General features: G+C 42.6%; 25 protein-coding genes, 4 tRNA genes and 1 pseudogene. 7 read left to right on the forward strand and 23 right to left on the reverse strand.

Features of this window, described 5'->3' with window-relative positions; all coding sequences use genetic code 11:
- Positions 1–33: 33 nt before the first annotated feature.
- Positions 34–531 (reverse strand): YcxB family protein, encoded by a 498-nt coding sequence (locus AY606_RS11305; RefSeq protein WP_067868506.1) that lies wholly within the window; start codon positions 529–531, stop codon positions 34–36.
- A 218-nt stretch (positions 532–749) separates the two neighbouring features.
- Here AY606_RS11305 and AY606_RS11310 point away from each other — a divergent pair, with 218 nt between their 5' ends.
- Positions 750–2,000 carry an SRPBCC family protein gene (locus AY606_RS11310; protein ID WP_171255405.1) on the forward strand — a complete coding sequence of 417 codons (1,251 nt, stop codon included), beginning with the start codon at positions 750–752 and terminating at the stop codon, positions 1,998–2,000.
- An 88-nt stretch (positions 2,001–2,088) separates the two neighbouring features.
- Here AY606_RS11310 and AY606_RS11315 read toward each other — a convergent pair.
- The 5 genes from AY606_RS11315 to AY606_RS11330 all read right to left on the reverse strand — a co-directional run bounded on the left by AY606_RS11315 (position 2,089) and on the right by AY606_RS11330 (position 3,106).
- Positions 2,089–2,165 (reverse strand) — tRNA-Arg (locus AY606_RS11315).
- A 222-nt stretch (positions 2,166–2,387) separates the two neighbouring features.
- Complete coding sequence (locus tag AY606_RS16150; protein WP_155858191.1) at positions 2,388–2,561, reverse strand: hypothetical protein; 174 nt, start codon at positions 2,559–2,561, stop codon at positions 2,388–2,390.
- A 236-nt stretch (positions 2,562–2,797) separates the two neighbouring features.
- A tRNA-Arg gene (locus AY606_RS11320) sits at positions 2,798–2,874 on the reverse strand.
- 48 nt (positions 2,875–2,922) lie between these two features.
- A tRNA-Arg gene (locus AY606_RS11325) sits at positions 2,923–2,999 on the reverse strand.
- Between the two features lie 15 nt (positions 3,000–3,014).
- Positions 3,015–3,106, reverse strand: a tRNA-Ser gene (locus tag AY606_RS11330).
- A 267-nt stretch (positions 3,107–3,373) separates the two neighbouring features.
- On the opposite strand from AY606_RS11330, the gene rnr reads away from it, so the two are divergent.
- The 5 genes and pseudogenes from rnr (at position 3,374) to AY606_RS11355 (ending at position 9,595) form a co-directional block, all read left to right on the forward strand.
- Positions 3,374–5,794 carry a ribonuclease R gene (gene rnr / locus AY606_RS11335; protein WP_067868512.1) on the forward strand — a complete coding sequence of 807 codons (2,421 nt, stop codon included), beginning with the start codon at positions 3,374–3,376 and terminating at the stop codon, positions 5,792–5,794.
- Positions 5,795–5,931: 137 nt separating this feature from the next.
- A complete protein-coding gene (locus AY606_RS11340) occupies positions 5,932–7,986 on the forward strand; it encodes a M3 family metallopeptidase (RefSeq protein ID WP_171255406.1) in 2,055 nt (684 codons plus the stop codon).
- 41 nt (positions 7,987–8,027) lie between these two features.
- Positions 8,028–8,237: a YheV family putative zinc ribbon protein gene (locus AY606_RS11345; protein WP_171255407.1), complete on the forward strand. Its 210-nt coding sequence runs from the start codon at positions 8,028–8,030 to the stop codon at positions 8,235–8,237.
- Between the two features lie 15 nt (positions 8,238–8,252).
- Positions 8,253–8,678, forward strand: coding sequence for a hypothetical protein (locus AY606_RS11350; protein WP_067868521.1), 426 nt, complete (start codon positions 8,253–8,255; stop codon positions 8,676–8,678).
- A gap of 56 nt (positions 8,679–8,734) precedes the next feature.
- Positions 8,735–9,595 (forward strand): annotated as a pseudogene (locus tag AY606_RS11355) (DMT family transporter).
- 53 nt (positions 9,596–9,648) lie between these two features.
- Here AY606_RS11355 and AY606_RS11360 read toward each other — a convergent pair.
- The 5 genes from AY606_RS11360 to AY606_RS11380 all read right to left on the reverse strand — a co-directional run bounded on the left by AY606_RS11360 (position 9,649) and on the right by AY606_RS11380 (position 14,980).
- Positions 9,649–11,931 (reverse strand): TRAP transporter large permease subunit, encoded by a 2,283-nt coding sequence (locus AY606_RS11360; protein WP_067868524.1) that lies wholly within the window; start codon positions 11,929–11,931, stop codon positions 9,649–9,651.
- Positions 11,932–12,116: 185 nt separating this feature from the next.
- A complete protein-coding gene (gene rrtA / locus AY606_RS11365) occupies positions 12,117–12,686 on the reverse strand; it encodes a rhombosortase (protein WP_067868527.1) in 570 nt (189 codons plus the stop codon).
- A gap of 87 nt (positions 12,687–12,773) precedes the next feature.
- Positions 12,774–13,826: a hypothetical protein gene (locus AY606_RS11370; protein WP_067868530.1), complete on the reverse strand. Its 1,053-nt coding sequence runs from the start codon at positions 13,824–13,826 to the stop codon at positions 12,774–12,776.
- Between the two features lie 517 nt (positions 13,827–14,343).
- On the reverse strand, positions 14,344–14,730 hold the full coding sequence (locus tag AY606_RS11375) for a hypothetical protein (protein ID WP_067868533.1): 387 nt from the start codon (positions 14,728–14,730) through the stop codon (positions 14,344–14,346).
- Positions 14,723–14,980 carry an FAD assembly factor SdhE gene (locus AY606_RS11380; RefSeq protein ID WP_067868535.1) on the reverse strand — a complete coding sequence of 86 codons (258 nt, stop codon included), beginning with the start codon at positions 14,978–14,980 and terminating at the stop codon, positions 14,723–14,725. The genes AY606_RS11375 and AY606_RS11380 overlap by 8 nt, the downstream gene beginning before the upstream one ends.
- 187 nt (positions 14,981–15,167) lie before the next feature.
- On the opposite strand from AY606_RS11380, the gene AY606_RS11385 reads away from it, so the two are divergent.
- Positions 15,168–16,340: an acyl-CoA dehydrogenase family protein gene (locus AY606_RS11385; protein WP_067869023.1), complete on the forward strand. Its 1,173-nt coding sequence runs from the start codon at positions 15,168–15,170 to the stop codon at positions 16,338–16,340.
- A gap of 63 nt (positions 16,341–16,403) precedes the next feature.
- On the opposite strand, the gene AY606_RS11390 is transcribed toward AY606_RS11385, so the two are convergent.
- From AY606_RS11390 to rplR, 12 genes are all read right to left on the reverse strand, one after another.
- Positions 16,404–17,894 (reverse strand): flavin-containing monooxygenase, encoded by a 1,491-nt coding sequence (locus AY606_RS11390; RefSeq protein WP_067868538.1) that lies wholly within the window; start codon positions 17,892–17,894, stop codon positions 16,404–16,406.
- Between the two features lie 205 nt (positions 17,895–18,099).
- Positions 18,100–18,465 (reverse strand): 50S ribosomal protein L17, encoded by a 366-nt coding sequence (rplQ, locus tag AY606_RS11395; protein WP_067868541.1) that lies wholly within the window; start codon positions 18,463–18,465, stop codon positions 18,100–18,102.
- Positions 18,466–18,483: 18 nt separating this feature from the next.
- On the reverse strand, positions 18,484–19,491 hold the full coding sequence (locus tag AY606_RS11400) for a DNA-directed RNA polymerase subunit alpha (RefSeq protein WP_067868544.1): 1,008 nt from the start codon (positions 19,489–19,491) through the stop codon (positions 18,484–18,486).
- 18 nt (positions 19,492–19,509) lie between these two features.
- Positions 19,510–20,136 (reverse strand): 30S ribosomal protein S4, encoded by a 627-nt coding sequence (gene rpsD, locus AY606_RS11405; RefSeq protein WP_067868547.1) that lies wholly within the window; start codon positions 20,134–20,136, stop codon positions 19,510–19,512.
- 12 nt (positions 20,137–20,148) lie between these two features.
- Complete coding sequence (rpsK, locus tag AY606_RS11410) at positions 20,149–20,535, reverse strand: 30S ribosomal protein S11 (protein WP_004281491.1); 387 nt, start codon at positions 20,533–20,535, stop codon at positions 20,149–20,151.
- Between the two features lie 19 nt (positions 20,536–20,554).
- Positions 20,555–20,911: a 30S ribosomal protein S13 gene (gene rpsM / locus AY606_RS11415; RefSeq protein WP_053579520.1), complete on the reverse strand. Its 357-nt coding sequence runs from the start codon at positions 20,909–20,911 to the stop codon at positions 20,555–20,557.
- A gap of 106 nt (positions 20,912–21,017) precedes the next feature.
- Positions 21,018–21,134: a 50S ribosomal protein L36 gene (gene rpmJ / locus AY606_RS11420; protein ID WP_000867907.1), complete on the reverse strand. Its 117-nt coding sequence runs from the start codon at positions 21,132–21,134 to the stop codon at positions 21,018–21,020.
- A gap of 19 nt (positions 21,135–21,153) precedes the next feature.
- On the reverse strand, positions 21,154–22,473 hold the full coding sequence (gene secY / locus AY606_RS11425; RefSeq protein ID WP_171255409.1) for a preprotein translocase subunit SecY: 1,320 nt from the start codon (positions 22,471–22,473) through the stop codon (positions 21,154–21,156).
- 45 nt (positions 22,474–22,518) lie between these two features.
- The gene (rplO, locus tag AY606_RS11430) at positions 22,519–22,959 is read right to left on the reverse strand and encodes a 50S ribosomal protein L15 (protein ID WP_067868554.1); all 441 of its coding nucleotides are present in this window, start codon (positions 22,957–22,959) and stop codon (positions 22,519–22,521) included.
- 3 nt (positions 22,960–22,962) lie between these two features.
- Entirely contained in the window at positions 22,963–23,139 is a 177-nt protein-coding gene (gene rpmD / locus AY606_RS11435) for a 50S ribosomal protein L30 (protein ID WP_067726633.1), read from the reverse strand.
- Between the two features lie 6 nt (positions 23,140–23,145).
- Complete coding sequence (rpsE, locus tag AY606_RS11440; RefSeq protein WP_067726635.1) at positions 23,146–23,643, reverse strand: 30S ribosomal protein S5; 498 nt, start codon at positions 23,641–23,643, stop codon at positions 23,146–23,148.
- 2 nt (positions 23,644–23,645) lie between these two features.
- The gene (gene rplR / locus AY606_RS11445; protein WP_004281497.1) at positions 23,646–23,996 is read right to left on the reverse strand and encodes a 50S ribosomal protein L18; all 351 of its coding nucleotides are present in this window, start codon (positions 23,994–23,996) and stop codon (positions 23,646–23,648) included.
- Between the last annotated feature and the right edge of the window lie 5 nt (positions 23,997–24,001).

A 24,001-nucleotide genomic window follows, 5' to 3' on the forward strand; every position in this document is an offset into this window, starting at 1 on the left:
TCCCTTTTAATTTACCTTTAAATATTTTAAAACTTATTTTTTAAATGTATTTTCAAATACGGTTTGATCCGCAGCATGCGCAAAAGCACGTTTCGGTATAATAATGACGGTACGGTTTTTCAGTTCGATCATATAGGTCAGCTTACCTATAGCGAAATTTTGCACTTCACTATAGTTGAATATCTGCTTACGACCATTGGCATAAATTTCGGCATAATCCTGAAATAATTCGATGCCCTGTTCACTTTTACCAAACTGGTATTTTACAAATTGACGTTTAAACATCATCGGTAAAAACCAGTAACGCATAATCAATTGCAGAATTAAAAAGAAAGCGCCAAGCGCCACGTAATAGCGACCTACGCCATTAAAGCCGAGGTAAAAACCCCACACAATAATTCCGATACTCACCAATGGGGTAATAAAACGAGTTAATTGTTTTTTACCAAAAGTCGCAAGGGCAAAACCATCCTGTGATTCTTCCAGGTTTAAGGAATAACGTAGTGATAGCGCGGGCTGGGTCTCTGACATATTTCATCATCAAATTATTACAACAATTAAGCTAGATATTACACCAGATTAGCCTTTTCCTTGTTGTTTTTACCGGCCAAAATTACATAAGTTTGCTTCCCAATGCTGTAAAAATTGATTAAAACATCAGCATTCACTGATAAAAAGCATAAACAGGATGTGATATGCAAACCCATAAAAAAAAATGCAGCCTATTGATTCTGTGCTGCCTGATTGGCATGCAGACTTCTGCAAAAATCATTCAATGGAAAGAACAGATTCCCAGTAGCTTAAGTGTATTTCAAGGTAAGGCGCAAACACTGGCAGATTTGACTGCAAACCGTATTTTGATTTATGCCCATCCTGCACAGGCAATTACTTTGCCGACCTTCAAAAATCCGCAAAGTATGACAGGCAAATTTTATACTGGTGCAGTCGTTGTTCCTGCAAATAGCCAAAACGTAGCGCGGCTTTTAAGCAACTACAGCCAGTACAATGCACTATTTCCGGTATTAAAGTCTGCAAAGCTCTTGGAGCAACAAGGCAACATTACCCAGATGAAATATCAGGTGTCGATCCCCACCCCCATTCCAATCTTGAACTTTAAAGAAAATGTGCTGATGCAGCATCATTTAACAGCCAATAGTATTTCCACCATTGTACTGGATGCCCCGATTCCTTACGGCGCGGGTAAAATTGAATGGTTTGATTTAGGTGGAAACAAGACTTTAATTACCGTTACTCAATGGGGCGACTTAAACCATCCCAAAGGTTTTTTATTCAGCACCATTTTAAATGCCCTTCCAGAGGCCAAACTGGGTATTCCATCTGGCACCAACGCTTTTTTATTAGAAGCCTTGCAACAATATTTTAAAACGCCTAGCTCTCAAATTCTCAAAACTGGAGAATTACCTGACACCCCATTAAGCTCAAGTCAGGTTCAAAAAATTGCAGCATTGAGCCAGTTCTCGCAAGAACCCGTCTCGTTTATTTTGCCATCCAATAAAGTCCGCTATTCGCATGGCCTGGAAAGCATGCGTTTTAGTAGCAGCTATCAATATTTTGCCAAAAGCCCACAACAGTTACAGCATTGGCTGAGTGTGCCTGCTTATCAGGAACTTTTTCCACGCCAGATTAAAAACATCGAAATCAAAAAAATTGATCCCAACACCTTTGATGCAGATTATAAAATTTCAGTCGGCTTGGGCGTAATCAGTATTCCATTCGATTTTAAGCTGCGTTTTGATTACCCCAACAGCTTAGAAAATGAGTTTCAGGCCGTCGGTGGCGATTTAAAATTTGTCAAAGGCGGAATGCAGCTGATTCCTCAAGGCAACGGTACTTTATTAAAGATCACCAGCGCCATGAAAATTCACGACAAAGCACCATTCCTGCTGCGGGCGATGCGCAGCATGCCTTATCATGACATGTTGCCTGCGTTGGGTGGCAATACCGTCTTGGCATTAAAGATTAAGCAGAAGATGAAATAATTCTTTAATAGATTTACTTTATGCTGGACACAAAAAAACCGCAATTAAGCGGTTTCTTCCAGTTTTACATCTGTCGATGTGATCAAGTTGGTGCGCTCAGAGAGATTCGAACTCCCGACCCCTTAGTTCGTAGCCAAGTGCTCTATCCAGCTGAGCTATGAGCGCGACGTCTTGATGTGCTGCATTATACGCGTTTTTAACTTTCTGTTAAGTGATTTTTAACAAATCCGTAACCAAGTGGACAGTTATTGGGCAAAATTGGATTTTTCATCTATTTTTTAAACAAAACCTATGTTCGTCATTTTCCATCAGATCAAAACTGATCCGATAAAAAACCATGATTTAATGATTTATATTCCCCATTCTATCCATTTCCACCTTTCCTACTCACTGGTAATAACTGCACACCCCAGCACTTGAGCTGACCAAGTGATGCCTTAATGAAAAAGCCATAGAAGCTAAACCCTCAGCAAGTAAACGTTTATCTGTACCTAGGATAATTGAAAAAGTCATCCAACCAAGTTCATCAACCAGATCATGTTTGAAAAGTGTCTGTGTCATATTGGACTGCCATGAACTTTGACATCAGCACCTGCTGAAGCTTTAAGCTTCTTCAGATCATCGACATTTTTCAAAAAGACAAAACAAGGTGTTCTTTTCTAAAATAATATCTATGGACGGCATCCATTTTTGCCTAATGGTATCGAATACTTCTTTCAATGCCATAAAGTTCAGACGCAAAAAAACCGCAACATGTGCGGTTTCTTCCATTTTTACATCTGTCGATGTGTTCAAGTTGGTGCGCTCAGAGAGATTCGAACTCCCGACCCCTTAGTTCGTAGCCAAGTGCTCTATCCAGCTGAGCTATGAGCGCGTACTTGAGTTGCCTTTCAGCATTCGTTACATTTACGTTTAACTTGATTGGTGCGCTCAGAGAGATTCGAACTCCCGACCCCTTAGTTCGTAGCCAAGTGCTCTATCCAGCTGAGCTATGAGCGCATTTCAAGTTATTCGTGGCGGTGAGAGAGGGATTCGAACCCTCGGTGGGCTTTAAGACCCACGCTCCCTTAGCAGGGGAGTACCTTCAGCCACTCGGCCACCTCACCGTAACGAGCCGCCATAATACAAACTAAACTCTACTTCTTCAAGTGACATTTCAAAAATTTCCAATATTTTTAATCAATCATCTATTTTTTAAACGATTTCCTGGCTTATTGCCCTATTTTCTCGCTTTTCTCGACAGTTGCTCGTGTGAAATGTGCGGCTTCCCTGTAAAATTGGAATTGAAAACACAATATTGCAATCATTTTCGTGCAGTATCATGCTGCATGACTTATGCTAATCCTATCTTCTGACATGAAGCCAAAGACATTATGAAAAATTGGGTCGATCCTGAAGCCAAGGCTGAAGCCGAACGTTATGACAATCCTATTCCAAGCCGTATTCTCATTTCAGAAACGATTGAAAAATTACAAGCACCACAATCTCATGCAGATTTAGTGGAACACTTTAATATTGCAGATGAAAGAAGTATAGAAGCACTCAGCCATCGTTTAAGTGCCATGGTACGCGATGGTCAATTGATGAAAGATGGCTTTAAGTTCGTGCTCGCAACCAGCCAGCCGATTCATGAAGCTACCGTGTACATCAACGCGAAAGGTTTAGGTACTGCGAACATTTCCGATCATGATGATATTTTATTGCCTGAACGTGAACTGCGTTTGGTCTTTAATGGTGACCGCGTTAAAGTTCGTCAGACTTCTGTTGACCGCAAAGGTAAAGCTTGGGGTTTTATTACCGAAGTTGTGCAGCATCGTGTAAAAGAGATTATTGGTAAAGTTGCGGTGTATGACGGCGAATATTTTATTCAACCGGGCAATCCAAATGCACATCAGCCGATTACCTTAGAAAAAGAACTGATTGAGCATGCTCAAGTCAAAGTCGGTGATTCTGTTCGCGTCGCCATTGATGACTACCCGACCCGTGAAGAGTTAGCTACCGGACACATCGTGCAATCGATGGCGGACAAGGCCGACACTGAAATCATTATTCCACAAACCATTTTAGAATTTGGTTTGCCGTATGAATTTCCGGAAGAAGTGGTTCGTGAAGCAGAAAGCTTTAAGGAACCGAACGAACAGGATCTTCAGGGTCGTATCGATTTACGCGATTTAGCATTAGTGACCATTGATGGTGAAGATGCGCGCGACTTTGACGATGCGGTATACGCAGAAAAACGTCCAGGTGGCGGTTACCGCGTGGTGGTGGCTATTGCAGACGTCAGTCATTATGTCCGTACCGATCATCCTCTGGATGAGGAAGCCAAAGAACGTGGCACCTCGGTATATTTCCCGCACTATGTTTTACCAATGTTGCCTGAAGCACTTTCCAATGGTCTGTGTTCACTGAATCCGCACCTAGATCGCTTATGTATGGTGTGTGATTTAACCTTGTCACGTACCGGTAAAGTGACTGGCTTCCAGTTCTATCCATCGGTGATGCATTCAAAAGCTCGTTTAACCTATACACAGGTTGCGCAATATTTTGATGGCGAAAGCGATGCGATTCCTGACGACCGCAGTGTGCACAAATCATTGAATACCCTGTTCCAGCTTTATCAGATTCTCAAAGGTTTACGTTCACAGCGCCATGCGATGGAATTCGAAACCGTCGAGACCTATATGACTTTTGATGAGTTGGGCGGAATTAAAGAAATTCTGCCTCGTTCACGCAATGAAGCGCATAAGCTGATTGAAGAATGCATGTTGCTGGCCAACGTTGCAGCAGCAGAATATGCCTTAGAAAATGACATTCCAATGTTGTACCGTGTGCATGAGCCACCTGAATTTTCACGTATCCAGAAAGTTCGTGAATATGTGAAGTTGCTGGGCTTACCCTTCCCTGAACAGCCGACCCAAAAAGATTACCAAGCGGTGATTGATGCGACCAAAGACCGTATTGACGCGCCCAGTATTCATGCCGTGTTGTTACGTTCAATGATGCAGGCCTATTACGGCGCAAACAACGCCGGACATTTTGGTTTGGCCTATGATGCCTATACGCACTTCACCTCCCCAATTCGTCGTTACCCTGACTTGTTGTTGCACCGTGCCATCAAAGCGCATCTGAAACAAAAGCCTTTTGCGCTTTCAGGTGCCGCTTTAGATGATGCCGGCGAGCATTTCTCCAAAACTGAACGCCGTGCTGATGAAGCATCACGCTCTGTCACCACTTGGTTGAAATGTCACTATATGCAGCAGCATTTAGGTGAAGAATTTGTCGGTACCATCAGTGCAGTTGCTGAATTTGGTTTATTCGTCACCCTTAAAGACCTGTATGTCGATGGCATGATTCACGTCAGCCAGTTGGGCGATGATTTCTTTGTTTATGATCAAGCCAGCCAAAGCCTGATCGGTCAAGGTCGTGGCCAAACCTTTAGTCTGGGCGATGAGGTCAAAATCAAAGTCGCAGCCGTGAATCTGGAAGATCGCAAGATTGACTTTCAACTGCTGCAACAAATGACCCATGCCGGTCGTGTAATTCGTAGCCGAGCACCGCGTGTAGCCAACACCACAGCGAAAGAAGAGGTTTATCACCCTCGCGCCAAAGCCGTCGTGAATCAAGATGGTGAACAGCCAATTCGCAAGAAAAAGCCAAAAGCCAAGTCAGACACTTTCGCTAAGAAGTCAGATAAAAAGCCGTCAGCTAAATCGGACCTAAAAGCAAAAGATAAGTTGAAGAAGAAGGCTAAGCCGAAAAAGAAAAAGGATAATGCAAAACCTAAAATAGAGTAATTTTTAAAAATTAAGCCCTACTTGTGTAGGGCTTTTTTTATTGATCATCAATATTCATATGTATTTACCCATAAACGCAGTATAGACCTTGATTTCCTGCTGACTAAGCCCTACATCTACTATTAAGTTAATAAATGATATGGCGTATAGAAATGACTTTAGAAAAGGCGACTTTGCCCGTTCCCCAATTTGACCAAATTCAACTTGCAGACTTAAAACAACAGATTGAACAAGCCATTCAACAAGGAAAAAACTTTTTAAATAATTTAACCGAAGTCCCGGAAAGTATTCAGGCACAACTGGCCGTATTGGACCAAGTCGATAGCCTTGAAAATAATATGAGTGAATCTTGGGGGGTGCTATCCCATCTCAACGCGGTGATGAACAACGCAGAAACCCGTGAACTCTATCAAGCATTGCTTCCTGCTTTAAGCGAATATTACACCCAACTGGGTCAACACACGGCGTTGTACCAAACCTATCAACAGGTGCATGATGAAACTGTGTTTAATACATTACCGGCAGCACAGCAAAGTGCGATTAAACTGGCACTGCGTGACTTTAAACTTTCAGGCGTGGCTTTAGAAGGCGAGGCCAAAACACGTTATGCGGAAATTTCTGCTCGCTTATCTCAACTTTCATCCGACTTCTCAAATCATGTGCTTGATGCAACCCAGGCCTACTTCAAACCCCTCACTGAAGAGCAACTCAAAGGTTTACCCCAAAGCAGCATCGACTTATTAAAGCAATATGGTCAGCAACGTGAACTAGAACAAGCGGTTGCTACTTTAGATATTCCGTCTTATCTTGCCATCATGACCTATGCAGCTGACCGTGACTTACGTGAAGAACTGTATAAAGCCTACACTACACGTGCCTCAGATCTGTCTGAGCATCCTGAATTTGACAATACGCAAGTGATGGAAGAAATTTTGAGCCTGCGTCATGAAATGGCTCAGCTATTAGGTTTTAACAATTATGCCGAGCTTTCACTGGCCAGCAAAATGGCGCCTGATGTAGAAACTGTCGATAAATTTCTGGTCGACTTGGCCGAACATGCACGTGCACCGGCAACGCAAGAAATTGCCGAACTCAAAGCCATCGCCTCTCAAGACGGTATTCATGATTTGCAGCCCTGGGATACCGGTTACTATTCTGAAAAGCTGAAAGTTCAGCAATTCAATTTATCCCAGGAGTCATTAAAGCCCTATTTCCCTGCACCAAAAATTCTGCAAGGCCTGTTCAGTATTGTGAATCGTCTTTACGGTATCAATATTGTGGAACGCAAAGCTCCGGTTTGGCATCCAGATGCACGCTATTTTGAACTGGAAGATCAAGGCGCAGTGGTGGGCGGTTTTTACTTTGATCTGTATGCCCGTAGTGGCAAACGCGGTGGCGCATGGATGAGTGGCTTCCGTTCACGCATGCAAACCAAACAAGGTTTACAAAAACCGATCTGCTACATGGTGTGTAATTTCACTCCTGCGGTCGGTGATCAACCTGCCCTGCTCACTCATGATGAAGTCAATACGTTATTTCATGAATTTGGCCATGGCTTGCATCACATGCTGACTGAAGTCGACCATATTGCCGTAGCAGGTACCCACGGCGTAGACTGGGACGCGGTCGAGCTGCCAAGCCAGTTTATGGAATTCTGGACTTGGGATACCGAAAGTCTGGATCTGCTGAGCGAACACATCGAAACCAAAAAGCATTTACCGCAAGACTTGTTGAAAGCTTTACTGGATGCACGTTTCTTTCAGTCGGGTATGCAAACCTTGCGTCAAATCGAATTTGCCCTATTTGACTTATCCATCCACAAGCACAGTTCTGCTTTAAATGCAGCACAAGTCCAAGCCACCCTGGACGATATTCGCCACAAATATGCGGTAGCGCCAACAGCAAGTTATAACCGTTTCCAGCATAGTTTCAGCCATATTTTTGCCGGGGGCTATGCCGCAGGTTATTACTCGTATAAATGGGCAGAAGTTTTGGCCAGTGATGCCTTCGACCGTTTCGAAAAAGAAGGGGTTTTTAACATTCAGACCGGAAAAGAATTTCGTCAATTTATTCTAGCAGTTGGCGGAAAAGATACAGCACTTGATGCGTTTATCAATTTCCGCGGACGAGAGCCAAAAATAGATGCTTTATTACGTCATCAAGGTTGGACGAACCCCGCTAAAAACGCTTAAACTAGGCATCTTAGATTGATCAGAAGGTAAGTATGATGGCTATTAAACGTCGTTTCATTGCAGGTGCAAAATGTCCTAAATGTGAAGCGCCAGATAGAGTGGTCATGCTTAGCTCTGGCGAAGACGAATGGATTGAATGTGTCGAATGCGGTTATACAGAAAACCGCCCGACACATATTGATGAACCGCAAATGCCGGAAGTGCCCGATGAGATTGGCGTCATTCAATTCAAACCTCGTCAGCCAAAATAAAAACAGGTTCAATACATGACGTTAGATCAACGAAATAGCCCAAAACTTTTATTGGGCATTACTGGGGGCTTGGTTGCAATCATTGTGCTTTTTTTGGCATATCAATGGTTTTTTGCACCCTCAAACGAAGTTCTTCCTCAACATGAAGCAACAAGCTTAAATGCGCCGGCAAAGCCTGCGGCTGAAGTCAAACCGACTGAACCTGCAGTTGCGACAGATGAAAAAACCATTCAATTGGTCGATGAAAAAATTCTGAAAGCCGCTGTTCCAGAAAATGAATCCCTAGCCAAAGAAGAAGTCGCCAAACTGAAAGATATTCAAACACAATTGAAGGATCAGGAAGCCGTGCTAAAGGCACAACATACGGATGCCGATGATTTGGTGGCACTAAAAGAAGAGCAGATTAAATTACTTGAAGCTCAGCTGGCTCAGAAACAATAATTTTAGAATGGAAGATTTAGCTAAAATATCCGTAAATATTCTAGCCGAATTTTTTCATGTCTATGGCTACAAATAATCACCACTTATTTAAATCGCTTGCTTCACTTAGCTGCTCTGCTTTTCTATATTCCCTGATGGGCGTAAGCATTCGTTATGCCTCGCATACAGTCGGTAATCCCACTATTTCTTTTTCCGAAATTTGTCGGCTTATTCATTTTGCTGCCCCTCATTTTAAACAAGGGACATGTTTTTTAAAACTGAAAAAATCTGGATGCCTATCTGGCGTGCAGTCACTGGGTTGATTGCGATATATGGCTTGTTTTATGCCACCGCTCATTTAAAGCTGTCCAAGGTCATGGTGTTTAGCTACTCGTCGCCAATTTTTACTCCCTTAATTGCCTTCCTATTTCTCAAAGAAAAAACTACCCAATCGAGGTTTGTTGCAGCAGTAATTGATTTAGTCGGTGTGATATGTCGTCAGGCCGGATGCATGGATGTTCAATCAAATGTCGGGGATGGGATGAGGTGCAAGCGTCTTGACCGCCAGAGTCTTTATCACGGTTTGAGCACTGACAGTACAGAGTCAGCTGAAAAAATCGTGTTTTATTTCTGTTTTATCGGCACCCATATTTCCAATGTGTTGGCTGTGGCGGCGCTATAACATGGGTAGAACTCAATTTCCTGATTTGCGCAGGTTTACTCGCTCCTATTAGTCAAATCTTTATATCGAATGCCTATAAATTTGCCCCTACTGGACAAATTGAACCGGTGAATTATATTGCAATTATATCTGCCGGGCTTTGGCTTTTATATTTTGGAGATAAACATCCGATCACTATAGTTTGATCGGTTTTATACTGATTCTTAGTGCAATTGTGCTGTGTCGCCCCGTAGTACAAAAACGCTTAATGAAGTAAGTAAAAGTGACAAGAAAAAAGCACCCGAAGGTGCTTTTTTAACGGCTTAAAAATTATTGATACCAGCCAAACAGCTTAAATATATAAGGAAGATAGGCGATGATCAGCATGGCAGGTAGCAACACGATCATCGGTAAAATCCAGCGCTCATAGCGATAGTAGAAGGATAAATGACGAACTTCTGCATCCGCTTCAGCTACCTCGGCATCGCCAATAGACTGCCGGGCCAGAAGATGATTCAGCGCTACCGGCGGTGTGACATAACCAAGCTCAAAACCAATCAGGGTAATCATCCAGAAATGTACCGGATGAATACCGTATTGATAGGCCACTGGAGCCACCGTAGCAGAAATCAAGATGACTGCGCCGAAGGGGTCCATAATCATGCCCACAAAGACCATTAGCCCGACAATTAAAGTAATCACCAGAATGGTGCTACTGATATCCGTCGGGAAAGCGTCCATGACTTGCATGCGCTCCAGTAATCCGCCTACGCTGACAGAAAGCGCCATCAGGATCACCAAGGCACCAATGTGTCCTACAGTTTCACTGGTGGAGATATGCAGGGATTTCCAGAAGCCGACATTTCGCAGACTTTCTCCATAGGTAGAGCGTTTTACCCCATGATCAACTGCCAATTCTTTGCTCTGCTGCGCACTATGCTCTGCTTCACGGTATTCGACATTCGCGGCTGTACCCGTCGTTGCCAGTGCAGGCGTGAATCCCGGATTCAGTTGAGCTGTCAAGGTTTCATCCCAATGTCCCACAGGTGGTAAAGGTGCAGGTTCGTGACGTAACTTATCAAAAAGCACCACCAGTAACAGAATAACCGGCATCATCACAGGTGCAGTAAATTCATTCAGATCGGTCGACAATGCATATTTGTAGAACAACCAGATCAAGATGAAAATTACGATATAAGGCACAATGGCAACCAAAGCACGGGCAGATTGAGGCGCTGCTACCCTTGGCGCTGCTATACGGAATTTAGTTTCGGCCAGAAACAGCGAAATGATAAGGAATAAAGTGGAAGTGATGAGGAATACATACGCGCCATAGTGATACAGCAAGTCAGTCGTGACTTCCTTATTCAAAGAAGCAACCACGACAATCAATAAACATGGACGTAATACCACACCAAGAGAACCGGACATGGCTGTTGCTGCCAGTGCAAACTGACGCCGCCCCCCTGCATTCCAGACTTCCTTATAAATAATCGCACCTGCTGCGATCACGAAAATTCCCGATGCTCCTGTATAGGCTGTGGGTAATGCCGCCGCCACCAAGATCAACCAGGTCAAGGTTTCAGGTGCCAGATTCCATGGACGCAGAATATTCAGGAACATATCCACGACACGGGTTTGTTTCAGTAACATACCTGCCCAAATAAACAGTGCCAGGTTCAAGAAAATACTGGAAAACTCGACCAATTGACCCAGGTAAATTCCCTGGCCCATGGGGTAATCCATCAAGAAAGTGAAATTAATCCCGGTTATTATGGCCATATAGCCATAGAGCGGCACACTGAGAAAGGCCAGCCCAAAGCTACCACCCTCTTGTGTCGGCTTCGGCTGCCTGAATATTTGATACAAGCTGATCAAGGTCAGCGTACTGAACAGAATCATCCACAACCAGTAAATATACTTCATTTCACCGATCGGGACGCCAGAATTCAGCATCGACATATATTGGCTATAAGATGAGAATGCCAAGAAAGCATTCGCGATCAGCATTGCTATCGAATAGACCTTAAAGTCAATACGCGTTACAGGACTACGCAAACCAATATGATGGGTTTTCAAGGTTGCACTGATTGCTGCGAATACCACCATGATGACCAGTAACAGGGCACGGTTTTCAGTACCAAACTTGAATATGCCAAAGAAAGAGGTTTCAAACGTACGATATGCGCGAATACTTGGATGCGCCTGAGTATGGGCAATCGCTTTATCATAAAACTGATAAGATTCTTCACAAACCTGCTGAGCCTGTAATATCGCGGCACGAACATCAGCTTCTGAACGTACGCCGAAAAAATCAGCATACTCATCGGCTGCATCGGTCTTCATCTGCTGCTGGACTTTGTTATCGACATTGACAGTGCGTTCACATGTGGGTGAACTCGGCTCAGCACGTAGAAATGAATATTGCATGCCTGTAGCCGGATCACCATACAGACGTTCACCCATCCGTAACAGCTGCCCGTGAATCATTTCACCGGTACCAATAACCAAAGTCAGCAAAAGTAAGACAAGAACGACAAAAGTCGATATCCACTCTGTCCATATATAACGTAGCAGACCTAATCCTGATCTGTTATTTTCATCATTTTGCATGTGCATTCCTATTTTTTATTTTGGTCATTACCACAGCTTCAGCAATACCAATTTTCCTTTTTCGAATAGACAATATCCTTTCTCTATTCAATCTCTTTATTGTTATGAACAAATTTGCATCAATTCTGTATTAATAAAAATGACAATATGCATTTTCTTTTATGTTTTAAATGTCAATATGATCATTATTCAAAGAAATAATCCCATAAAATATATAACATCGCGATAATCACTCCCCCAATCACCCCTAATAAATGTGCCTCAACCAAGACCGGACTGCCAATCAATTTAGCCGTCCCTACACTGCCGATAGTATTTTCCCAAATCAATTTGCCCAGAATAAGAAACAAGACAAATGCTGCGAAATTTCGTTCTTTTTTATACAATAAATGTACGCATGCAACCGTGACATAGGCACCATGTAACACCCCAGAGAGGCCTGCATAAGCTTCAATATCAGGAAATAAATAGTAGAAACAAAGACTAATAAATAAGGGCAATAACAGCAGTAAGGCAACAAAATGCCAAATTCTAACCCTTGGGAAAATGAAGGGTAAACAAGCAAAAGCCACTATATTCAGCACATAATGAATCCAGCCCACATGAACCCAATGCGCCGTCCATAATCGCCAAAATTCCTGAAATAGGCTTGCTTGCCAATAGATAAATGAATCCGCAAAAACTTGAAGGCATGCCGAAACTGACATCACGATTGCAATAAAAACAATTTTCTGCATGAGAAATTGGTCTTTCATTGGCATGCCCTCTGTTTAAAAATGACTTATCCAAGATTAAAATCAGCCATTCAGGTCAATGAAAATCCTCTTTTAACCGAACTCAGCTTAGGATGTAGCAGTTACATCTTCGTTAAATAAATCATCGAGTTCTGCGCTGTTATCTTGATCATCCCAGAAGCGCTGCATACCATCATCGCTGCTACGAATACCGGTATGTTCAGTCCAGTATCGGTCTGAAATACCCTGTACCATATTCTTCGCCATGCTATCCACTAGCTTAAACTGTGGATTCACCGGTTTTTCTTCTGAACGTGAAGCGGCAAATGTTTTCAGTGCCTCACGAATTTTGGCATCATCACCACTGGCTTGCGCAGCAACAGCATATAAGGCATGGGATAGACGTACCCCTTTTTGTTCACCCAATTGCACAGATTCTTTTAAGGTTTGATATGGATCAGGTTTGCCATCACCGGCACCGGGCAATAGTGTCCAAATCACAGCACGTGCTGCATTTGGCGCACCCCAGAATTTGGCATTGTCTATACATTCCATGCCACGTTCAACCACTGCAGCAATATCTTTCGGAACATTAATTGCACCACCAGAATTAATGTCATTGGTCATGGCTTGCAAACCGCTAATCATCCCCATCAAATAAACGGTTTGATCCAGATCACTCTTCATTTTCGGGCAACCGTCGCCCAGTTTCTTGTTATATTTTGCTTCCCAACGACTTTCCAGAAGCTGATAACCTGCGTATTGACGTTGCGCAGCAATCGCCGCCCAGCGTTTTTGTTGTATACGCGCATCTTGGGCTTCTGAAACCTGCCCCGCTTTAGAGGCACGTAAATAGCGCAATTCTGCTTCGAGCGCCTGATTTTCAGCGCAAATTCCAGATGAAGCATATAAAAGTACGGCAATACGGGTCGGATCTGCACCCATATCCTTGGTTGACATAATGGCTGGGGTCAATGCACTCCCCGAATTACACGCCATATCAGCATCATCCATCGCTAAAATAGGCGGTACAATATGTTTCTCACTAAAACCGAGTGCAATATTTGCCCCTGATTTAACCACATGAGAACAACCTGATAATAAAGAACTTGCAACTGCAATAACTGCCATACCCTGGCATATTTTTTGGACTCTCGACATTTTCCTGTCCTCTATAATTGTGTTTATGTCCATAGCAACTAAACATATCAGATGCGAAATCTGAATAAAAGAGCATTTACTCTAATCAGATCAGCTACTTTGCCATGAAATGAAGTTGGGAAAATTGACTGGATTCAATGAAGTTATAATTTTTGGGCAAAAAAAAGTAGCATTGCGACGGTTCGACACATGCTACTTATTAAGGGGTAAAAGCCTAACGGCTTTCATGTTGTGCAAATCGATCCTTCAGCACCGTTCCTAGTCGTCCAATAACAATTGCCAAAACAATCGCTACCACCAGAAACATCCAAGTTGGAATCACCATCATGATTTCCTAAATTGCTGTTGGTAGATTTAATGTACATTTAGCACAAATAATTAACAAGAAAAGTTGTCTGACAATAAGCATATTTCTTAATTTTATATTCAACCTGTCTTACAAAGATCAGTTGAAATTTTCCATATATTTGATTATTAATATTTTAATTATAATTTTAAAGATTCAATTGTCTAACAATCAAATCAATTTAGCCAATTTCTTTAATGCTTTCCATTGTTTTAACGGCAATTGATCAATCCAAATCAGTAACGGTTTTTCCTGAAAATGTTGGAAATAAACCACAATATAAAGTTGATGATCAATAATATGACTAATCGAAACGCGTTTAATCTGTTCAGACTTGACACTTGTGAGTGACCATTCTCGCGCCTCCAAATGTTCAAAACACATGGGTTGAGGTGCTTTTAACCCATAGGCATAAGCCAGTACACCCAGCAGAACACAAATCAACCATAGCCATGGCGACAACAGTTGCTGCAAAAAGACAATGATAAGGGTAAAAATGATCAACTGAAACACAAAGGCCAAGCGGCTGCGTTTCAGTTGAAAAGATCGGTTAGCCATGGATGTAATGTTTCAACTTAACAATCAAATCTTTCATTTCAGGACGTGGGGGTTCAGACACTTCCATAAACCAATCCAGCAAATCTGGATCTTCTTGTGCCACTAACTCTGCAAACACTTCTTTTTCCGCAGCATCGGCCTTCAAATAATAATTTTTTACGTAGGGATCAAAGTACACATCAATTTCTTTTAAACCACGACGGGCACGATAAATTACTTTACGTTCTTCCAAGCTCATTTCTTCGCTCATAGCATTCCCCACTAGTGTCAAATTTTTGCTAGTTTACCCTATCAGTGTCGTATGTTTCGACTCATTTGCTGCAATTGACCAAATTCATCATTTAGTGCAAATATTTGAGCATTCAGCACATTGCTGCCTGCTGATAGATCTTTTACTTTGTATAAAACAATGAATTTGAAAAATGGACAAAATAAAAATGCAATCAGCTGCAATCCGCCCCTTAGCCAATATGTTAGCGCGCAATTTATTCACAGCAGAGCATGAGGCATTTCGTGAAACCGTACGTAAGTTTTATGAAAAAGAAGTGGTGCCAAATATAGAAAAATATGAGCAGCAACAGCATGTCGACCGGGATTTATGGAAAAAAGCCGGTGCAATGGGGCTACTCTGCGCCACCATGCCGGAAGAATATGGCGGTTCAGGCGTAGACCGTCTTTACAGCATGATTCTGATTGAGGAACAGGCTTATGCCATGGATTCCTCTACCGGCTTTTCCCTGCATTCGGATATTGTTGCCAACTACTTAAATAATTTCGGCAATGAAAGCCAAAAATTAAAATGGTTACCGAAAATGGCAACCGGAGATGTCGTTACCGCTATTGCCATGACTGAACCGGGAACAGGATCAGACCTGCAAGCAGTACGTACTACTGCGGTGCTGGATGGTGAAGATTATGTGATTAATGGTTCAAAAATCTTTATCACCAATGGCTATTTATGCGATATGACTATTGTGGTCTGCAAAACCGGCAGTGCAGATAAAGGTTCTGCCAATTTATCATTACTGATGGTTGAGGCGGATCGGGCAGGTTTTAGTAAAGGAAAGCCGCTCAACAAGATTGGCATGAAAGGACAAGATACCTGTGAATTGTTCTTCGATAATGTCCGCGTACCTAAAGAAAATCTGCTCGGTATGGAAGGCATGGGTTTTATGATGCTGATGAAAGAGTTGGCCTGGGAACGCATGCTGGTTGCGATCATTTGCCAAGCTGGTGCAGAAGCTGCATTCGCGCACACTGTTAAATACACTAAAGAGCGTCAAGCCTTTGGCAAACCGATCAGTGCTTTTCAAAATACGCGTTTTAAGCTGGCCGAATTGCGTACTGAAATAGATTTCTGTCGGGCTTATTTAGACCGCTGCATGGAATTACAGCTTGAAGAGACACTTGGCATTGATGCAGCTGCCGCTGCGAAATACAAAATTTCCGAGATGTTCTCTAAAGTGGTTGATGAATGTCTGCAATTGCATGGCGGCTATGGCTACATGATGGAATATCCGATTGCACGAGCTTATATCGATAACCGTGCCAACCGGATCTATGCAGGCACCAATGAGATCATGAAAGAATTAATCTCCCGTTCCCTCTAGATTAATTCAACCAAAATAAATTAAAAAGAGGAGCTAAAGCTCCTTTTTTATATACCCTTTAAATTAAGACACTAATTTAGGTTTAGCTGAAACCTGTGCATTATGCTTTTGAAACTTAAGTACGCTATCGTCAAATCTGGCATTTTTTAGCACTTTTCGATCAGCCAGATAATTATTGGTCACGTTCCAAGGCGCATGTTTACCCTGTTTCGGCATCACATCCGCTGCGCGTGCAATATAACCTGAAGATAAGCTACCCATGACGGTGTCTTCCATCAATTCAGTCTGATCTCCTTGGGCAATCACTTGGTCATAACCATTCTTGTCCATATAGTTAATCATGCGACAAATATATTCTGCTGCAATATCCACTTTAAGCGTCCAGGATGCATTGATATAACCAATAATCATCGCCATATTCGGTACATCGCTGACCATAATTCCTTGATATAACATATGTTTAGAAGTATCCATCGGCTTGCCATCGATGGTGGCTTTAATACCGCCTAAAATTTGAATTTCCAGGCCTGTCGCAGAGACAATAATGTCGGCATCCAAATGTTGACCTGATTTCAGCTGAATCCCATTTTCAGTAAATTTTTCAATTTGATCCGTTTCCACACTTGCTTTACCTGAGCGTAAAACTTTGAATAAATCTCCATCCGGCACCACACAAAGACGTTGATCCCAAGGGTTATAGCTTGGGGTAAAGTGCTTCATATCCACTTTGCCCTTGAGCTGCATCTCGATTGATTTGAGTAATAATCTACGCAGCAATTTCGGCTGCTTTTGAGCAAGCGCATAAATACCACGTTGCATTCCAATATTTCGGGCTCGGGTCAGTTTATAAGCTAAATCTTCAGGCAGGACTTTGCGCATTTTGTCATAGACAAAATCAACCGATGGAATAGAAGCAATATAGGTCGGTGAGCGTTGCAACATGGTGACATGCGCCGCCCCACCTTTTGCCATTGCAGGTACCAGTGTGATGGCAGTTGCACCACTGCCAATAATCACCACTTTTTTATCTTTATAATCGAAATTTTCTGGCCAATATTGCGGATGAATGAGCTGACCTTTAAATGCGGCTTGGTTTGGAAAATTCGGCTGGAAACCATGGTCATAGTTATAATAACCAGTACAGCCTAATACAAAGTTGGCCATCCAGGTCTGTTTTTTTTGATGTGCATCTTCAATTTGTACCACCCACTTACTGAGAGAGGAATCATAATTCGCAGATAATACGCGGTGCTTAAAATGAATTTTATTTTTTAAATTATATTCATCAACGACTTCTGATAAGTAACCTTTAATAGAGGCTCCATCTGCAAGAACATTGGCCTTTTGCCATGGCTTAAAATTAAAGCCAAAAGTTGACATATCAGAGTCCGAACGAATCCCGGGATATTTGAATAAATCCCACGTCCCGCCAAAACTTTCGCGACGTTCAATAATATCAAATTGACGTTGTGGACAATTCTTCGAAAGATGTGCAGCTAGACCAATACCTGAAATACCTGCACCCACAATCAAAATATCAATGTGCTTTTCCATGTTCTTTTTATGACCTTGTTGAACTTTATTTTATTAAACCATAAATTTGACAATACACAATGTCAAGTTTAAATAAATTTGACGAAAAATATATCATTTCAGGACAAAATCTAAAATTGTCTAATAAGGAAAATCATCAGACATAAAAAAAGACCGGTGAAACACCGGTCTTTTTTCGAACAACTGAAGTTCTTTTTTTGCGAAATTATTTAACTTCGCGATCTACTAGCTCAACGTAAGCCATCGGTGCAGCATCACCTGCACGGAAGCCCGCTTTAAGAACACGTAGATAGCCGCCGTTACGTTCTTTGTAACGAGGGCCAAGAACTGTAAATAATTTACCTACAGTTGCAGCTGAACGAGTACGAGCAAACGCCAAACGACGGTTTGCTACAGAATCGACTTTAGATAAAGTGATTAAAGGCTCAGCAACACGACGTAATTCTTTTGCTTTAGGAACAGTAGTTTTAATTAACTCATGTTCGAACAAAGAATTAGCCATGTTTTGGAACATCGCTTTACGATGACTGCTTGTACGGCCTAATTTCACACCACTATTACGATGACGCATGGTGATAGTCCTACTTAATTAACGGCTACGATAAGCAAAGCGATCGTCCATGCGGAGGCTAGCCGGTGGCCAGTTCTCTAAACGCATACCCAATTGCAAGCTTTTCGATGCCAGAACATCTTTGATTTCAGTTAACGATTTTTTACCTAAGTTAGGAGTTTTTAACAACTCAACTTCAGTACGTTGAACCAAGTCACCGATGTAGTAAATATTTTCTGCTTTCAAACAGTTAGCAGAACGAACAGTAAGCTCTAGATCATCTACTGGACGAAGCAAGATTGGATCCACTTCTTCGCGAGGCTCTTGAGCAACAGGAGCTTGATCTTTCTGAAGATCAACAAAGATTGCAATTTGTTGTTGCAAGATTGTTGCCGCTTTGCGGATTGCTTCTTCTGGATCAACTGTACCATTGGTTTCAAGATCAATGATCAATTTATCAAGGTCAGTACGTTGTTCTACACGAGCATTTTCAACTGTGTAAGACACGCGTTTGATCGGGCTATAAGAAGCATCTAACTGTAAACGACCCACTGGGCGAGTTTCGCCTTCTGGGAAACGTGAGTCAGAAGTCTCATAACCACGGCCTTGAGAAACTTTCAGGCGCATTTTTAATGAGCCTGAAGCACTTAACGTGCCAATCAAATGCTCAGGGTTTACCACTTCAACATTATGAGGTAAACGAAGATCAGCGGCTGTTACGTCGCCAGGACCTTGTTTTTCTAATGTCAAATATGCTTCGTTTTGATCGAACAGCTTAATCGACAATCCTTTTAGGTTCAGCAAGAGCTCGACGATGTCCTGCTGCAAGCCTTCCAAGGTACTGTACTCGTGCTCAACCCCTTCTATTTCAACTTCAACCACAGCAGCGCCAGGTAAAGAAGAAAGAAGGATACGACGTAAAGCATTACCCAAAGTATGACCAAAGCCACGCTCTAAGGGTTCTAGAATCACTTTTGCCGAGGTCCCGCTAGCCGCTTCGACCTTGATCGCTTGCGGAGTTAGAAACTCATTTGCAGTACGCGTCATTATTGCTACCTCAAGGGATTATTTAGAATACAATTCTACAATCAAGCTTTCATTGATTTCAGCAGGTAAATCAGAACGATCCGGTGCAGCTTTAAACGTACCTTCCAACTTAGAATGGTCAACTTCCATCCAAGAAGGCATACCACGTTGAGTAGCTAACTCGATTGCGCCTTTAATACGCAATTGTTGTTTAGCACCTTCGTGAACTGCAACCACGTCGCCCGCTTTAACTTGGATTGAAGCGATGTTAACGCGACGACCATTTAAAGTGATTGAACGGTGAGATACAAGCTGACGAGCTTCTGCACGTGTAGAACCAAAACCCATGCGATAAACGACGTTATCAATACGGCTTTCTAGCAATTTCAACAAGTTTTCACCTGTTGCGCCTTTAACACGAGCAGCTTCTTTATAGTAATTACTAAATTGACGTTCTAACACACCATACGTACGACGTACTTTTTGTTTTTCACGTAATTGTAGTGAGTACTCAGATTGTTTACTACCACGAGCTCCACCGTGTTGGCCAGGAGCTTTCGCATGTTTTTTTGTCTTAACGTCAAACGGTTTAACGCCTGATTTAAGTTGCAGGTCTGTCCCTTCGCGGCGAGAGAGTTTGCATTTTGGACCAATATAACGAGCCATGAATGTTTCTCCTTACACGCGACGTTTTTTAGGTGGACGACAACCGTTGTGCGGGATTGGCGTCACATCGGTAATGCTGTTAATTTTATAACCCACTGCACCTAAAGCACGAACCGCAGATTCACGACCAGGACCAGGACCTTTTACAAGGACGTCCAAGTTTTTCAAACCGTAATCTAAAGCAGCTTTACCAGCAACTTCAGCAGCTACCTGAGCAGCAAACGGAGTTGATTTACGTGATCCACGGAAGCCTTGTCCACCTGAAGTGGCCCAAGCCAATGCATTACCTTGACGATCGGTAATAGTAACAATGGTGTTATTAAAAGAAGCGTGAATGTGTGCAACACCTTCAGAGACGGTACGGGTGACCTTCTTGCGTGCGCGAGTATCTTTAGCCATCTTTTAGCTTCCAGAAATCTTATTTCTTAATAGGTTTGCGCGGACCTTTACGGGTACGTGCGTTAGTTTTGGTGCGTTGTCCACGGACAGGCAAGCTGCGACGATGACGAAGACCACGATAGCAGCCTAAATCCATTAAACGTTTAATGTTCATGGAAATTTCGCGACGTAAATCACCTTCGGTCGGAACCTTGGTAATTTCTGCACGAATCGCATCAAGCTGAGCATCATCCAATTCACGGATCTTAGTAGTAGTTGGAATACCAACAGCAGCTAAGATGTTCTTAGCAGTGTGGCGGCCGATACCAAAGATATACGTGAGGGAGATAACAGCATGCTTGTTATCCGGAATGTTTACACCGGCAATACGAGCCATTCACTTTCTCCAAAAAGGCAGTAGAGATAATCAACCGCCCGACAAAAACCTTGAGGGGCGGATATTAACCCAATTCGCCTACTGAAATCAACAGGTCTAGATCAGATTAACCTTGACGCTGTTTATGACGAGGTTCTGCGCTACAAATCACGCGGATAACCCCATTACGACGGATAACTTTACAGCTACCACAAATTTTTTTAACAGAAGCTTGTACTTTCATGATGAAACCTCAAGTGCGCTTATCCCTTAGGATGAGCAGTCGTTTTTCTCATTAACGTTTGATTATCGTATTGATGCGAGGTGAGATGTGCTTGTAGCTGAGCCATAAAGTCCATCACGACTACCACAACGATCAGCAAAGAGGTACCACCCAAAGAGAATGGAATACCAAATGAGCTCTGTAATACCATCGGCATTAAACAAATCACTGTGATATAAATCGCGCCAATAAAGGTCAAACGATTGAGAATATGATCTAAGTAACGAGCAGTTTGCTCACCTGGACGAATACCAGGCACATAAGCTCCGCTGCGTTTCAAGTTCTCTGACACTTCTTTAGGGCTAAAGACTAGCGCAGTATAGAAGTAACAGAAAAAGATAATTAACGCACCAAAGAGCACCAAATACAACGGCTGTCCAGGCGACAATACGAGTGCCAAATCTTGTAGGCTACGCTTGATAATATTTGCACTAGGATCAGCACTACCCACCCATTGACCTAAGCTCGCTGGGAACAAAAGCAATGAACTGGCAAAAATTGCCGGGATAACACCCGCCATATTAATTTTTAATGGCAAATGTGTCTGCTGTGCAGTAAATACACGACGACCTTGTTGTTTTTGAGCGTAATTGACTGGTATGCGACGTTGTGCTTTTTCAATAAACACAATAGCTGCCAATACACCTATAGATAACAAACCAAAGATTGCCAAGCCAATAAGACTTGTTTGACCATTATCTACTGATGATAAAGATTGCATAACTAAATTAGGCAATCCAGCAACAATACCCGCAAAGATGATCATGGAAATACCATTCCCAACTCCACGTTCAGTAATTTGCTCACCCAACCACATCAAGAACATCGTACCCGCGACCAGTGAAGTCACAGCAGGAATATAAAAAGCCAGGCCTCCAGTCAAAGTGATCCCTTGACTAATAAGTCCTGCACACATCCCTACAGACTGCACAAGTGCAAGCAACAATGTACCTTGTCGCGTATATTGATTAATCTTACGCTTACCTTGCTCGCCTTCTTTCTTTAAAGCTTCCAGCGAAGGAATAACCGTAGACATTAACTGCACAATAATTGAAGCAGAAATGTAAGGCATGATCCCTAAAGCAAGAATTGACATCCGCTCTAATGCACCACCTGAAAACATGTTAAACAAACCAAGGATCGTACCTTGGTTTGCATTAAACAAATTTTCGAGTGCAGCATTATTAATGCCTGGTACTGGAATATGTGCTCCTAGTCGAAAGACCATTAATGCGCCAATAAGGAACATCATTCGGCGAATAATTTCACGATATTTCACATGAAACGGCTGCCCTTTCATCATGTTAACATGACCTGAAGAACTAGGAGACATAGACACTAGCGATTACTCCTCGACTTTGCCGCCAGCAGCTTCAACAGCTGCTTTAGCGCCTTTAGTCAATGCAACACCTTGAATAGTGAATGCACGAGTAATATCACCAGAAAGTACGATACGAGCACGAGTCATATCTCTACGTACAACATTCGCTGCTTTAAGAGTTTCAAGTGAAACAATATCACCTTCAACTTTAGCAAGCTCTGATAAACGTACTTCAGCAGTTTTTAAAGCGAGTTGGCTAGTAAAACCGAATTTAGGCAAACGACGATATAACGCAGTTTGACCACCTTCAAATCCTGGACGAGTACCACCGCTCTTACGTGAGTTCTGACCTTTGACACCACGGCCACCAGTCTTACCAACGCCAGAACCGATACCACGGCCTACACGAAGGTTGTCACGTTTAGCACCTTCTGCAGGTGCAATTGTATTTAAACGCAGAGTCATGGTTTACTCCTCTACACTAACCATATAGTAGACTTGGTTGATCATACCGCGGTTAGAAGGAGTATCAACAACTTCTACTGTATGACCAATACGACGCAGACCTAAACCTTGAAGGCTAAGCTTGTGATTTTTCAAGCGATGCGATGAAGATTTAGTCTGGGTAACTTTAATCGTTTTCATGATTGATTACCCTTGAATTTGTGCTACAGATAAACCACGTTTCGCAGCGACTTTCTCAGGAGAAGTCATATCACGCAAACCTTTAAAAGTTGCGTTAACTACGTTAGCAGCATTTGTAGAACCATAGCATTTCGTCAATACGTTATGTACGCCAACAGCTTCTAGAACTGCACGCATAGCACCACCAGCAATTACACCAGTACCTTCAGAAGCAGGTTGCATGTAAACGCGGCTTGCACCGTGACGAGCATTAATAGGGTGTTGTACAGTACCGTTAACAAGATCAACAGTAATCATGTTGCGACGTGCAGCTTCAAGTGCTTTAGAAATAGCAGCTGGAACTTCACGTGCTTTACCACGACCAAAACCTACGCGACCATTACCATCACCCACAACAGTTAATGCTGTGAAAGAGAAGATACGACCACCCTTAACAACTTTGGCTACACGATCAACGGCAACCAGCTTTTCAACAAGACCTTCGTTTTGTTCAACTTTAGCCATGATTAGAACTCCAAGCCGTTTTCACGAGCAGCATCAGCCAAGGCTTTGATACGACCATGATATTTAAAACCAGAACGGTCAAATGCAACTTTTGTTACACCAGCTGCTTTAGCACGTTCTGCGATTAAAGCACCTACTTTCTGAGCTGCTTCAACGTTACCAGTTGTGCCAGCACGTAAAGTAGCATCTAAAGTTGAAGCTTGCGCTAAAACTTTGCCACCATCTGCTGAAATAACTTGAGCATAGATGTGACGCGGAGTGCGGTTTACACACAAGCGAGTCGCACCCAATGCACGGATGTGCAAGCGTGTGCTTTTCGCACGACGCAAACGGGATTGTTTCTTTTCGTTCATAAGAA

This window comes from Acinetobacter sp. SFB, assembly GCF_001647545.1.
GTDB lineage: Bacteria > Pseudomonadota > Gammaproteobacteria > Pseudomonadales > Moraxellaceae > Acinetobacter.

Bases quoted from the DNA above. Each gene is read 5' to 3' on its own strand.
- AY606_RS11305 (WP_067868506.1), bottom strand. From the start codon at position 531: ATGTCAGAGACCCAGCCCGCGCTATCACTACGTTATTCCTTAAACCTG.
- AY606_RS11310 (WP_171255405.1), top strand. From the start codon at position 750: ATGCAGACTTCTGCAAAAATCATTCAATGGAAAGAACAGATTCCCAGT.
- AY606_RS16150 (WP_155858191.1), bottom strand. From the start codon at position 2,561: ATGACACAGACACTTTTCAAACATGATCTGGTTGATGAACTTGGTTGG.
- rnr (WP_067868512.1), top strand. From the start codon at position 3,374: ATGAAAAATTGGGTCGATCCTGAAGCCAAGGCTGAAGCCGAACGTTAT.
- AY606_RS11350 (WP_067868521.1), top strand. From the start codon at position 8,253: ATGACGTTAGATCAACGAAATAGCCCAAAACTTTTATTGGGCATTACT.
- AY606_RS11360 (WP_067868524.1), bottom strand. From the start codon at position 11,931: ATGCAAAATGATGAAAATAACAGATCAGGATTAGGTCTGCTACGTTAT.
- rrtA (WP_067868527.1), bottom strand. From the start codon at position 12,686: ATGAAAGACCAATTTCTCATGCAGAAAATTGTTTTTATTGCAATCGTG.
- AY606_RS11370 (WP_067868530.1), bottom strand. From the start codon at position 13,826: ATGTCGAGAGTCCAAAAAATATGCCAGGGTATGGCAGTTATTGCAGTT.
- AY606_RS11375 (WP_067868533.1), bottom strand. From the start codon at position 14,730: ATGGCTAACCGATCTTTTCAACTGAAACGCAGCCGCTTGGCCTTTGTG.
- AY606_RS11380 (WP_067868535.1), bottom strand. From the start codon at position 14,980: ATGAGCGAAGAAATGAGCTTGGAAGAACGTAAAGTAATTTATCGTGCC.
- AY606_RS11385 (WP_067869023.1), top strand. From the start codon at position 15,168: ATGCAATCAGCTGCAATCCGCCCCTTAGCCAATATGTTAGCGCGCAAT.
- AY606_RS11390 (WP_067868538.1), bottom strand. From the start codon at position 17,894: ATGGAAAAGCACATTGATATTTTGATTGTGGGTGCAGGTATTTCAGGT.
- rplQ (WP_067868541.1), bottom strand. From the start codon at position 18,465: ATGCGTCATCGTAATAGTGGTGTGAAATTAGGCCGTACAAGCAGTCAT.
- AY606_RS11400 (WP_067868544.1), bottom strand. From the start codon at position 19,491: ATGACGCGTACTGCAAATGAGTTTCTAACTCCGCAAGCGATCAAGGTC.
- rpsD (WP_067868547.1), bottom strand. From the start codon at position 20,136: ATGGCTCGTTATATTGGTCCAAAATGCAAACTCTCTCGCCGCGAAGGG.
- rpsK (WP_004281491.1), bottom strand. From the start codon at position 20,535: ATGGCTAAAGATACTCGCGCACGCAAGAAGGTCACCCGTACCGTCTCT.
- rpsM (WP_053579520.1), bottom strand. From the start codon at position 20,911: ATGGCTCGTATTGCCGGTGTAAACATTCCGGATAACAAGCATGCTGTT.
- rpmJ (WP_000867907.1), bottom strand. From the start codon at position 21,134: ATGAAAGTACAAGCTTCTGTTAAAAAAATTTGTGGTAGCTGTAAAGTT.
- secY (WP_171255409.1), bottom strand. From the start codon at position 22,473: ATGAAAGGGCAGCCGTTTCATGTGAAATATCGTGAAATTATTCGCCGA.
- rplO (WP_067868554.1), bottom strand. From the start codon at position 22,959: ATGACTCTGCGTTTAAATACAATTGCACCTGCAGAAGGTGCTAAACGT.
- rpmD (WP_067726633.1), bottom strand. From the start codon at position 23,139: ATGAAAACGATTAAAGTTACCCAGACTAAATCTTCATCGCATCGCTTG.
- rpsE (WP_067726635.1), bottom strand. From the start codon at position 23,643: ATGGCTAAAGTTGAACAAAACGAAGGTCTTGTTGAAAAGCTGGTTGCC.
- rplR (WP_004281497.1), bottom strand. From the start codon at position 23,996: ATGAACGAAAAGAAACAATCCCGTTTGCGTCGTGCGAAAAGCACACGC.